This window comes from Clostridium sp. MSJ-8 (genome assembly GCF_018918325.1).
GTDB lineage: Bacteria > Bacillota > Clostridia > Clostridiales > Clostridiaceae > Clostridium.
Map to the genome: position 1 here is coordinate 1 of NZ_JAHLQH010000007.1, position 13,155 is coordinate 13,155.

The 13,155-nt window shown below is 33.1% G+C and carries 12 protein-coding genes; 1 reads left to right on the forward strand and 11 read right to left on the reverse strand.

Translation table 11 applies throughout. The features are described 5' to 3' along the window. Positions 1–193, forward strand: a 193-nt coding sequence (locus KQI77_RS00730) for an IS3 family transposase (protein ID WP_216387434.1), incomplete at its 5' end; no start/stop codon positions are given. Positions 194–252: 59 nt separating this feature from the next. Here KQI77_RS00730 and KQI77_RS00735 read toward each other — a convergent pair. The 11 genes from KQI77_RS00735 to tilS form a co-directional block, all read right to left on the reverse strand. Next, a complete protein-coding gene (locus KQI77_RS00735) occupies positions 253–1,644 on the reverse strand; it encodes a zinc-ribbon domain-containing protein (RefSeq protein ID WP_216387435.1) in 1,392 nt (463 codons plus the stop codon). Positions 1,645–1,779: 135 nt separating this feature from the next. Next, complete coding sequence (locus KQI77_RS00740) at positions 1,780–2,445, reverse strand: phosphatase PAP2 family protein (RefSeq protein ID WP_022156502.1); 666 nt, start codon at positions 2,443–2,445, stop codon at positions 1,780–1,782. A 108-nt stretch (positions 2,446–2,553) separates the two neighbouring features. Further along, positions 2,554–3,159, reverse strand: a complete 606-nt coding sequence (locus KQI77_RS00745) for a helix-turn-helix domain-containing protein (RefSeq protein WP_003525258.1) — start codon at positions 3,157–3,159, stop codon at positions 2,554–2,556. Between the two features lie 200 nt (positions 3,160–3,359). Then, on the reverse strand, positions 3,360–4,865 hold the full coding sequence (lysS, locus tag KQI77_RS00750) for a lysine--tRNA ligase (protein ID WP_216387436.1): 1,506 nt from the start codon (positions 4,863–4,865) through the stop codon (positions 3,360–3,362). 14 nt (positions 4,866–4,879) lie between these two features. Then, positions 4,880–5,362, reverse strand: coding sequence for a transcription elongation factor GreA (gene greA, locus KQI77_RS00755; RefSeq protein ID WP_216387437.1), 483 nt, complete (start codon positions 5,360–5,362; stop codon positions 4,880–4,882). A gap of 126 nt (positions 5,363–5,488) precedes the next feature. Then, positions 5,489–6,463 carry a tRNA dihydrouridine synthase DusB gene (gene dusB, locus KQI77_RS00760; RefSeq protein ID WP_216387438.1) on the reverse strand — a complete coding sequence of 325 codons (975 nt, stop codon included), beginning with the start codon at positions 6,461–6,463 and terminating at the stop codon, positions 5,489–5,491. A 3-nt stretch (positions 6,464–6,466) separates the two neighbouring features. Further along, positions 6,467–7,249, reverse strand: a complete 783-nt coding sequence (locus KQI77_RS00765) for a type III pantothenate kinase (protein WP_216387439.1) — start codon at positions 7,247–7,249, stop codon at positions 6,467–6,469. Positions 7,250–7,374: 125 nt separating this feature from the next. Next, complete coding sequence (locus KQI77_RS00770; protein WP_216387440.1) at positions 7,375–9,045, reverse strand: formate--tetrahydrofolate ligase; 1,671 nt, start codon at positions 9,043–9,045, stop codon at positions 7,375–7,377. Between the two features lie 234 nt (positions 9,046–9,279). Next, complete coding sequence (gene ftsH / locus KQI77_RS00775) at positions 9,280–11,082, reverse strand: ATP-dependent zinc metalloprotease FtsH (protein ID WP_216387441.1); 1,803 nt, start codon at positions 11,080–11,082, stop codon at positions 9,280–9,282. Between the two features lie 76 nt (positions 11,083–11,158). After that, the gene (hpt, locus tag KQI77_RS00780) at positions 11,159–11,695 is read right to left on the reverse strand and encodes a hypoxanthine phosphoribosyltransferase (RefSeq protein ID WP_216387442.1); all 537 of its coding nucleotides are present in this window, start codon (positions 11,693–11,695) and stop codon (positions 11,159–11,161) included. A 1-nt stretch (position 11,696) separates the two neighbouring features. Beyond that, complete coding sequence (gene tilS, locus KQI77_RS00785) at positions 11,697–13,094, reverse strand: tRNA lysidine(34) synthetase TilS (RefSeq protein WP_216387443.1); 1,398 nt, start codon at positions 13,092–13,094, stop codon at positions 11,697–11,699. Between the last annotated feature and the right edge of the window lie 61 nt (positions 13,095–13,155).

Sequence of the window (13,155 nt, forward strand, 5' to 3'; positions counted from 1 at the left end):
TGCTTGCATAGAATCTTTCCATTCATCAATAAAGAAAGAAGAAATTTATAGAAATAAATACCGAACCTTTGAAGAAGCTAATGTTGCTATTTTTAAGTATATTGAAGGTTGGTATAACAGAAGAAGACTGCACTCTTCTATTAATTACATGACTCCAGAACAATGTGAATTATTAGCTAGAAGTACAGCATAAAAAAGTTTGACTTTTTGTGTCCAAAATATTGACATAAGACCAATGATATTTCTTTTCTCTCATCGGCTGTTCCTCCAGTTCTTAAATATTTTCCTGATTATCTTAACATCTTCTTCTGTATCGGAAGATATAAATATATGTACGTTCTGAAATGCCGCTTTGATACGCTGTGCATATTCGGGTTCCGCTTCGTTTGGATTCATCGGCAACTTAATGAGTTTGATTCTACGTTGTTTACAGAGATGTTCCTTTAGTATGTCTATCTTCTCCGAGTCCGTATTCACTTGAATGGCAACCTGCTCCAGTGGGATATATACATCAAGTGGAATGCCGAATAACCTGTCAGAGCCAAGTTCAACTTTCAATCCTTTCAAATTGGCATAATAACTGATTGCAAGAGCCGGGAACAACGACAGATACTCCTGCTCACATATTCTGCACCCTTTTCCGAGAACAGTACGCTCGTTTATCTTCATACTCCAAGAATGACCGTATCTGCATTTCCACCACGCTCTCTTTGCCGAATTTCTTGAAACTTCCGTCGGCTTCAACTTATTTAATTCATAATCCCATTCTGTCAGAAGCTGCTTATCCGTCGTAGCCAAATCATTGTATCCGGCAAGTACTTCTCTCTCTGCACAAACAGGGCAGACCGTTCCTTTCACACGGGCATTGATAACCGACTTCCACTCGTTACCGCATCTCTTGCAATGCCACCATACATTTTTCCTCGACTTTGCATTGACTTCATCCGGTTGCAGAGGATAGTTTTTCTCTGACCATTCTTTGGCTATCTGTGGGTGTGTACTTTTTAGGTCATTCTTGCCTTTTATAAATATATAGCCACTGCAACAGGGGCATTTACTACCACCAGAACGAGTAGAGATAAGCGTATTCCACTCATAACCGCAGGTCTTACACTTCCACCAAGCCTTACTGTTTGCAAAGGCTGTTACCATTGTAGGCAGCAACGGAAGATTTCTGTCAGACCATTCAGCAGCAATATCGGGATACTGTGAAGCAAGGTCATTGAATCCGGCAAGGACTTTATTATGTGAGCAGTATGGACAGCCTGTGCCGTTTACCGTTCTGCTTTTAACGCTTGCTTCCCATTCGTGTCCGTGTTTACATTTCCAAATAATCTTCTTATGAGAAGCGACAGATACCTCGGTAGGCTTTAATTTGTTCTTTTTAGACCACTCCTGAGCCAACAGGGGCTTCAATGTGGCTAAATCATTGATACCCTCTATTACTCTCGCTCCTGAGCATATCGGGCATTTCTCGCCCTTTGAACGAGCTTTGACGCTCGTTTCCCACTCGTGTCCGCAAGCACCTTTCCACCACACTCTTTTATTTGAACCGAAGGTTATCTTATCCGGCGTTAGCGGTAAGTTCTTCTCTGACCATTCAGGAATAAGCTCCGGATGAACGCTTGCTAAACTGCCCGTCATAGTACAACCACCCCTTCCTTTGTGATTATCCCAATTATATTGAGAAAATCGGGATTGGTGTAGTTTGCGAATAATAAGAAAGACCTTGGGAGAAAATATCTCTCAAGGTCAATAAGTGATTCCTCAGTTAGAATTTTATCTTTCCTGTCGGGCAATAAGAGTGGTTACACTATAATAAATCATCACTAAACCCGCACTTAAAATTGCCCCGCCAATAATATCAGTAATCCAATGAACACCGGATATCAACCTGCCAATTACCATAAAAGCAGTAAATGCAATTAAAGCAAAGGCAAATGCTCTTTTCATTTTTGTATTTCTAATTCTACTGTTTAGCTGCATAACAGCTGTCGGCATAACACACATAACAAGCAAGGTTGTCGATGATGGATACGAAGCTTCAAGAAAACCGTTAATCAATACCGGGCGGTAATTGACAACATAAAATTCAAAAAACAAATATGCCGCCATTACAACAATATAGAATGCTCCCAACACCAAAATACTGGAATCGACCTTGAATAAGCTTTTTCTTTTAATAAGCTGTATAAGTCCAAGCAACGCAAATCCCAAAATAAAGCAAAGCGGTATCAGTCCTAACCAGTCCGTAACGGTATATATTGCCATATGCACACCTGTCAGGCTGTGGATAAAGCCGTTCAAGGTTGCAAATCCAACAGAAGAGTTTTGTGGCCCGATGGGCTGAACATCAATAAGGCTTATTGCCACTGTCCACAAAATAAATAACACTACCATTGCTATTCCTGAAAGCAATACTTTTTGACTTTTTTCTTTTTTCATTTTTATCAATCCTTTGCCATAATTATTTGGCTTTCGCCTGTTTACAATATAGGTGGAATGAATAAAAATGAAAAGAATTTCACCGTCACATTGGCGACACGCTTCGTATCATCGCCATTTTATCAGCATCAGAGACTTTATCGCCAAGAAAACAAAAGTGAAAAAGGCTGCATAAGGTTGAAGTGTTATCATAAATTCTATTGTAGCAACTGTGCTTAACACAATGGATATTTGATGTTTGTGTTTCAACCAAAACACTGCTTCATAATTTTGTAGAGCGAGAAGCAAAACACCTGTAAGTACAATTCCAAATACAATAATTAAATACGGTATTTTGATATACTGCGGGGTACCTGTCAGCGAAAGTAAAGATACCTCTTTTATAATCTCATCACCCTTTTGTCCAAAGAAAGGCAGAAACAGAAACATAATCAAACTGCAATCGAGTAAACCAAACACTAAGTCTCTTGTATGTTTTTCCTTTTGCTTATTATCCTCGTCAGCAATTTTAAGTATTTCTTCACCGGACAATAACTCATCTATTGACACTGAAAAAAACTTTGAAATTGCTTTTAATGACTCGATATTGGGAACTCCTCTGCCGGATTCCCACTTAGAAATTGCAGTGCGAGACACAAATAACGCTTCCGCAAGTTCTTCCTGCGTGAGTCCTTTTTCTTTCCTCAACTCTTGTAATTTTTCACTTAATTCCATAATAAACATTCCTTTTGCACTCAGATACGAATGTATCCTTTATTAGAAATGGGCAATCCCACTATGGGACTGCCCATTCATTCCGTAAATTATGCGATTTTTTAGTCTCTGCACCGTTTTTAGCACCGATTGGTGTAAATTTGGTGTTTTGTAGCAAAATATTTTTGATGGGCTCGAAACCCTTGATTTTACTGGGTTTATTAGTTCAGACTCTTCATCGTAGGGAATAATAATACGTCTCTTATTGATGATGAATCAGTTAAGAACATAATAAGTCTATCTATACCAATTCCAAGACCACCTGTTGGAGGCATTCCTGTTTCTAATGCACTCATGAATTCTTCATCAATAACATAAGCTTCATCATCGCCTAATTCTCTTGATTTAGCTTGTTGTTCAAATCTTTGTCTTTGTACTATAGGGTCATTAAGTTCTGAATATGCATTACATAATTCTCTACCAAATACAAATCCTTCGAATCTCTCAGTGAACATTTCATTTCCTCTCTTTTTCTTAGTAAGAGGTGAATTTTCTACTGGATAATCACAAACAAATGTTGGTTGAATCATCTTTTCTTCACAGAATTCTTCATATAGTCCATTTAATACTTCACCTTTAGTTACTGTATCTAATGGCTTAGGGAATTCTAAGTGCTTTTCTTTAGCTATTGTTTGAGCTTCTTCATCTGTTGCAATACTATCAAAATCTACTCCAGCATATTCTTTAACTGCATCAACCATAGTTATTCTTCTCCATGGTGGCTTAAAGTCTATTTCAGTTCCTTGATAAGTAACCTTAGTAGTACCATTAACCTTTTCACATACATATGCTACCATGTTTTCTGTTATTTCCATCATATCATTGTAATCTGCATATGCTTCATATAATTCTATTGCTGTAAATTCAGGATTATGTCTTACATCCATTCCTTCATTTCTGAAGTTTCTTCCCATTTCATATACCTTTTCAAAGCCTGCAACTATTAATCTCTTTAAATAAAGTTCAGTAGCTATTCTTAAGTACATATCCATATCTAAAGTATTATGATGTGTTATAAATGGTCTTGCTGCAGCACCACCAGCTATAGCTCCTAGAATTGGAGTTTCTACTTCTAAGAATCCTCTTTCATCTAGGAATTCTCTAATTCCTCTTATTATTTGGCTTCTCTTAATAAAAGTTTCTTTTACTTCTGGATTAGTAATTATATCTACTTCTCTTTGTCTATATCTTAAATCTGGATCTTTTAATCCATGCCATTTCTCTGGTAATGGCTTAAGTGATTTACATACTAATTCAAATTCTTTAACCTTTACTGATATCTCTCCAGTTTTTGTCTTAAAAACTGTTCCTGTTGCAGCAACTATATCTCCTATATCATATGCTTTGTATTGCTTTAAGTTATCTTCTCCAACTTCATCTATCTTAATGAATAATTGCATTTTTCCATCTCTATCATATATATCTGAGAATACAACTTTTCCTTGACCTCTTTTAGACATAATTCTACCAGCAACTGTTACAACGTTGCCTTCTAATTCTTCATAATTTGCTTTTACTTGTGCAGAAGTATGAGTTCTATTAACCTTATATACATCAAAAGGGTCTTTACCTTCCTTTTGTAATTCTGCTAATTTGTCTCTTCTTAACTGCTCTTGTTCATTATACTTAGATTCCAACTCTTCTATACTGATTTCTTCAGTTGACATTACTATACCTCCAATTATGCTCTTCTAACATCTAATATTTCAAATTTACTTGTTCCATCTGGAACTGCTATCTCTACAATATCTCCTACCTTTTTACCTATTAAACCACTTCCAACTGGTGATTCGTTTGATATCTTAAAATTCATTGGGTCAGCTTCTGCAGAACCAACTATTGTATATTCAACTTCTTCATCAAAATCATAGTCTTTTACTCTTACAACTGATCCTACTGATACTTTACCAGCTTCTATTTCTGAATCATCTACTACTGTAGCATTCTTAAGCATATTTTCTATTTGAAGTATTCTACCTTCTGTAAATGCTTGCTCATTCTTAGCTTCATCATATTCTGAGTTTTCACTTAAATCACCATATCCTAAAGCTACTTTTATCTTCTCTGTAACTTCTTTTCTTTTAGTTGTTTTAAGATATTCTAATTCTTCTTCTAATTTTTTTACACCTTCGTAAGTCATTACGTATTTTTTTGCATCGCTCATACTTTATTCCCCTTTAACAAACCTAGTTTTCTTATTTAAAATTCGTAAAATCATTTAAATAATTATAAATCAGCCACCTTAATATGTCAATAAACTATATTATTCATACTGAATTTATAATATGTTTTATTTTCTTGAAAGTTCATCTTTATAACTCATTAATAGGTCTAAAACTTCCTTGCTGCTATCTATTGTATTCATTATACCTCGAATCTCAGTACATTTAGGTAATCCCTTTATATACCAAGAGGCATGTTTCCTCATTTCTCTTACTGCCTTGTATTCACCATCATATTTAATTGCTAATTCATAATGACGCATACACATAGCTACTCTCTCTGCTGCAGATACTTCCACTAATTCTCTGCCATTTAATGCATCTTGTATATCTCTAAAAATCCATGGATTACCCATACTACCTCTTGCGACCATTATTCCATCGCAATTAGTTAGTTTAGTCAACTCTATTGCATCTTTTGGTGAAAATACATCACCATTACCTATTACTGGCATAGAAACTGTTTCTTTTACTCTTCTTATTATATCCCAATCTGCCTTACCTTCATACATCTGCTTTCTAGTTCTTCCATGAATAGCTATAGCATCAGCTCCTGCATTCTCCATCCATTTTGCAAACTCTACTGCATCTATACTATTTTCATCAAAAGCTTTTCGGAACTTAACAGTTACTGGTTTAGTAGAAACTTTCTTGAGTTTCCTTACTATCTCTGCCGCAAGTGCTGGTTCTTTCATAAGTGCAGATCCTTCACCATTTTTTACAATCTTAGGAGCAGGACATCCCATATTAACATCTATTATGCATATATCATCTCTGGCATTAAAATGTTTCTCTACTACTTCTGCCATTATCTTAGGTTCTCTACCAAATATCTGAACAGCTACAGGTTTTTCCTCTTCTGCTATTCTTAATAGTTTCTTAGTATTATCACTTTCATAATATAACGCTTTTGAACTAACCATCTCAGTATAAACCAGACCACAACCCATCTCTTTACACAAACCTCTAAAAGAAATATCTGTAACACCTGCCATAGGTGCTAAAAAAACATTGTTGTCAAAAACGAGATTGCCTATTTTCATATATTATTGCTCCTTGTTTTTATAATATAGTATCTTTAATCCTTCAAGGGTTAATTCAGGATCTACAGCATCTATTGCATCAGTTTCTTTTGCAATTAACTTAGCTAATCCTCCTGTAGCAAGAACAAATGGTTCTTCAGAACCTTTAGCCATCATCTCTTGTTTAAACTTTTTAACAATGTATTCAACCTGACCTATATATCCATATAAAATTCCAGCTTGCATACTTGATATAGTACTTTTACAAATTATGTTACTTGGATATTCTAGTTCAATTCTAGGTAACTTTGCTGCTCTCTCGAATAATGCTTCTGAAGAAATTTTTATTCCTGGGACTATACAACCGCCTAAATAATCTCCCTTTGCAGTTATAGAACAAAAAGTTGTTGCTGTTCCAAAATCTATAACTATTAATGATTTTTTGTATATCTCATATGCTGCTACTGCATTAACTATCCTGTCTGCCCCTACTTCTTTAGGATTATCATATTTTATATTTATTCCTGTCTTTATTCCTGGCCCCACTATTATTGGTTCCATCCTAAAACACTTTCTAATCATATTCTCTAAAGAATGCATAATGTTAGGCACAACAGATGATATAATTATTCCCTTTACTTCCCTAGCATCTAATTTTGAATTTGCAAATAACTGCATAATCTGAATTCCATATTCATCAGATGTCTTTTGTGCATCTGTAGATATTCTCCAGCTTGCAATGTATTTATCCCCTTTATGGACTCCTAATACTATATTAGTATTCCCAACATCCACAAGTAAAATCATAAAAGCACCACCTTAATAAAATTAAAAGCAGCCATACACAGCTGCCTTTACGTATACGTTAATTTTTACATTATAATTTTACCAACTAGGTCTATTTTGTCAAGTTATATAGTGGTATTTTTTAATTAGAAAAGACCTACTATTTCACCATTTTCTAATATATCCATTCTATTAGCAGCTGGAACCTTTGGTAATCCAGGCATTGTCATTACATTTCCTGTTAATACAACTATAAATCCAGCACCATTTGATACTCTAACTTCTTGAACAGTTATATCAAATCCAGTTGGTCTTGCCAATAATTGAGGATTATCTGATAATGAATATTGAGTTTTAGCCATACATATTGGTAATTTATCTAAATTAAATTTTTCTAATTCTGCTATTTGTTTATTTGCAGCTACACTATATTGTACTCCATCTGCACCATAGATTTCTTTTGCAATTGTAGCAATTTTATCTTTTATTGAATCTTGTTCGCTATATAATACTTTGAAGTTAGATTTTTCATTACTTAATATATCTTCTACCATATCAGCTAATTCTAATCCACCTTCGCCGCCTTTTTCCCATACTTCAGATAATGCAACTTTAACTCCAAGTTTTGCACAGAAATCTTTTATGTATGCAATTTCTTCATCGCTATCTGATAAGAATTTGTTTATTGCAACAACTACTGGCACATTATATTTTTTAATATTTTCTATTTGCTTTTCTAGATTAGTTATTCCTTTTGCTAATGCATCTACATTTGGTGTATTTAAATCTGCTTTAGCAACACCACCATGATGTTTTAATGCTCTTATTGTTGCAACTATAACAACACAATCAGGATTTAAGTTTCCATATCTACATTTTATATCTAAGAATTTTTCAGCACCAAGATCTGCACCAAATCCACCTTCGGTTATAGCTATATCTCCTAATTTTAATGCTAACTTAGTAGCTAATATTGAATTACATCCATGTGCTATATTAGCAAATGGTCCTCCATGAATTATTGCTGGTGTATTTTCTAATGTTTGAACTAAGTTTGGTTTTATTGCATCCTTCATTAATAATGCCATAGCACCTTGTACTTCTAATTGTTTTGCATATACTGGGTTTCCATCTAAATCATATGCAATTAATATATTACCCATTCTTTCTTTTAAATCAGTAAGACTTGTTGCTAAACATAATATAGCCATTATTTCTGATGCAACTGTTATCATGAATCCATCTTCTCTAACGAATCCATTTGCCTTTCCACCCATTCCAACAACTATATGTCTTAATGATCTATCATTCATATCCATAACTCTCTTGAATATAATTCTTCTAGAATCTATCCTTAAAGTATTTCCTTGGTGTATATGATTATCTATTGCTGCACATAATAAATTGTTTGCTGAAGTAATTGCATGCATATCACCAGTAAAATGTAAATTTATATCTTCCATAGGTACAACTTGTGAATATCCACCTCCAGCAGCACCACCTTTTACTCCAAATACTGGTCCTAGAGAAGGTTCTCTTAATGCAATAACTGCTTTCTTACCTTTTCTGCATAACGCTTGACCAAGACCTACAGTTACTGTAGATTTTCCTTCACCAGCTGGTGTAGGATTAATAGCTGTTACAAGCACTAACTTACCATCTTTTTTATCCTTATATTTATCCATTACATCTAAGGATATTTTGCATTTATACTTACCATATAATTCTATGTCATCATCATGTAAGTCTAATTTTTCTGCAATGTTTACTATAGGTTCCATTTTTGCTTCTTGAGCTATTTGAATATCACTTTTCATGTTGTACAACTCCCTTTTCCTCGATAAATGTATTTTTGCAATCTGTAATTTGCAATTAAAATTATATCATTATTATCAATTTTTTCAAATACCTATTATTTTGCAAAAAGCCATATTTTACAACAATATGTTTATAGTAAAATATATCCAAGATACTTGTCCACGCCTTCAAACCAAATATAATTTCCTAGAAGCGTAAAAAAAGTCTCATTTAATAAAATGAGACATTTAATTCTATGCAGCATCGAATATTTGTATAAATTCTTCTCTATCTATTTTCTCTTTTTCTAATAAAGCTTGTGCTACTGCATGTAATTTATTAATATTATCTTTTAATAATTGTTCTGCCTTAGAGTAAGCTTCATCTATGAATCTTTTAACTTCCTTATCTATCTCAGCGCCAATCTCTTCACTAAAGTTACGTCCTCTTCCAAGATCTCTTCCAAGGAATACTTCATTTTGATCAGTTCCATAAGATATAGTACCTAATGTATCACTCATACCATATTCCATTACCATACTTCTAGCTATAGCACTAGCTCTATCTATATCATTCTTGGCACCTGTACTTATATCTCCTAATATAATTTGTTCAGCAACTCTTCCACCAAGCAATCCTACCATTTCATCTTTTAACTTAGATTTAGATGCATAAGATCTATCTTCTTCTGGAAGATTCATAGTATATCCACCAGCTCTACCTCTTGGGATTATAGAGATCTCATGAACTGGATCTGCATTTGGTAGTAAATTCATTACAACTGCATGCCCTGCTTCATGATAAGCTGTTAATTTTCTTTCTTTTTCGCTTATTACCTTACTCTTCTTTTCAGGTCCTGCTATAACTCTTGTAATAGCTTCTTCCATCTCTTGCATTGATATTTCTTTTTTGTTTCTTCTTACTGCAAGTAATGCAGCTTCATTAGCTAAATTTTCTAAATCTGCTCCACTAAATCCAGGTGTTCTCTTTGCTAATACTTTTAAATCTACATCTTCTGTTAAAGGTTTCTTTCTAGTATGAACTTTTAATATCTCTTCTCTACCCTTAACATCAGGTGCACCTACCACTATCTGTCTATCAAATCTACCTGGTCTTAATAACGCAGGATCTAATATATCTGGCCTGTTAGTTGCAGCAATCATAATAATTCCTTCATTAACTCCAAATCCATCCATTTCAACAAGTAATTGATTCAATGTCTGTTCTCTTTCATCATGACCACCACCAAGTCCAGCTCCTCTTTGTCTACCTACTGCATCTATTTCATCAATAAATACTATACATTGTCCGCTTTTCTTAGCTTCTTGGAACAAATCTCTAACTCTCGATGCACCTACACCAACAAACATTTCAACAAAATCAGAACCAGATATACTAAAGAATGGTACTCCAGCTTCTCCAGATATAGCTTTAGCAAGTAAAGTTTTACCTGTTCCAGGAGGCCCTACTAATAAAACTCCTTTAGGGATTCTAGCCCCCATCTCTATATATTTAGATGGCGTCTTCAAGAAATCAACAATCTCCTCTAATTCTGCTTTTTCCTCATCAGCTCCAGCAACATCCTTAAATGTTACCTTTTGAGAATCAGGTGTAGTTAATTTTGCTTTGCTCTTACCAAAGTTCATGACACTCCTACCACTGCCACCACCTTGCGATTGTTGAGTAAAAATAAATAAAAATACCAAAAATAAAATAATTAGTATTACTATAGGTATAATACTTAACCAAGCACTAGCATTAGAAGGTGCTGAATATTGGATTGTTACATCATCCTTTGCATTATCAAACATCATGTCACTAACGACATCTGCTGGTACATAAGATGTAAATGATTTATCATCATTAGTAACACCCTCAATTATCATCTTATCCTCTTTAACTACAACTTTTTTTATTTCATCATCATTCCACATTTGTTGGAATTTACTATAAGGAATAACTTCTGACTTTCCATCTGAAAGCCACATAGCAACTCCACTCAATACCATAACTAATATTAAAACTATATATATAGCAGTATTAGTTCCTTTTTTCATTATACGGCCCCCTCTCTCTTGCATACTTTAAATTTTACCATACGTCTTTTTTTTATACAATGATTGTTGTAATTTACTATTTCTCATATACTTCTCTTTTTAATATACCTATATAAGGTAAATTTCTGTATTTCTCATCATAATCCAAACCATATCCTACTAAGAATTCATTTGGCACTTCATATCCATAATACTTAACATCTACTTGTTCAACTCTTCTAGATGGTTTATTCAATAATGTTGCTATTTCTATGCTATTAGGATTTCTCTTATTTAGAATTTGTACTAAATGGCTTAATGTTATTCCACTATCAACTATATCTTCAACTATAAGAACATTTCTACCTTCTATGTTAGTAATATCTTTTAATATTTGTACTTCTCCTGATGATTCAGTGCCATTACCATAACTTGAAACAGACATAAAATCAATATTACAATGTATTGATATGTTTCTAACCAAGTCAGCAGCAAATATTGCTGAACCTTTTAATATAACTACAACAAGCAAATCTTTTCCAGCATAATCTTTACTTATTTTTTCTCCAATTTCTTTTACTTTTTCTCCTATTGCTTCTTCTGAATATAATACTCTTTCAATATCGTTTTTCATTTTATAATTCCTTTCTGTATTCTATTTTTAAGATTCTTTTTGTCTTCTGCGTTATCTTAAACTTATCTGAAACTTTCACTCCTACAACCCAAGCTATATCATCATCAATCTGAACTATAGGAATAGTATCTCTAATATCCTTAGGTATCTTCATGTCTATAAAAATATCTTTTAACTTTTTAGTTCCTTTTAAACCTATAGGATTAATTCTATCTCCTTGTTTTCTATATCTAACAACTATAGCATTAACTATTTTATCATAATCTAAATACTTTATTAAGTTATTTTGAAAATTATATTGTTCATTATTATTATTATTCAATACATCAAAACTTATTATACCCTCAGCAAAATATAAAGTCTTTTTATCAATTTCTTCTTTTTTTATTAATATACTGTCCTTCTCAATATTGTTTTCGTCAACTCTTTTAGCGACCTTTAAATCTCCATATATATTAGTAACAACAATGTTTTTTGGCAAATCTATCTTCTTACCAGTTGACCCTTCTGCTAATTCAACTACTTGATTAACATGTATAGATTCTATATCATATTTATCTCCAGTAAGTTCCTTTATCACTTTTCTTATAACTCTCTTATATAATGACTTATGAAGTTTAAATACTTCTTCAGTTATAATATAATAATCATTTTCCTTTCTACAGAACTCCTTAAAACATTTATCCACTTGTTCTTGAATATACTCACTATCTTCTTGCAATAAGATACTCATTCTATTTATAGCCTCTACTATTTCTGCATTAAAGTTCTCTCTTATATAAGGTAATATGTCTAATCTTATTTTATTTCTATTATATATTCTTTCATAATTAGTTTTATCTATTCTAGGCTTAAGATTATTAATTGTACAATATTCTTCTATTTCCTCTCTCTTCATAAATAATATCGGTCTTATATATATACCTTCTCTTTTTACAGGTATTCCACCTAAACCTTCCAAGCCTGTTCCTCTCATTATTCTCATTAATATAGTTTCCGCTTGATCATTAGCATTATGTGCTGTTGCTACCTTATTAAATTGTTTTTTATTCATGATTTCCTTAAAGAAATTATATCTAATTTCTCTACCTCCCGTTTCGGAGGATAATCCATTATCAGCACAATACTTGTTAACATCTATTCTTTTACTATAAAACTCTATCCCTAACCTCTTACATTCTTCACCACAGAATCTCTCATCTTCATCAGCTTCTACTCCTCGTATCATATGATTAATATGTGCTGCTACCAATTTAATTTTCAATTCATCTTTTACACTATTTAATAAATGAAGCAAACACATTGAATCTGGCCCTCCAGATAAAGCTATTACAATTCCATCTCCAGAACTTATAAGATTATTTTTATATATAAAATCTAAAAATCTTTTCTTTAACATATCATTATTTCTTCCTTCTATTTTTAGTATCATAAATTATATTGTACATTTCTTAATTATA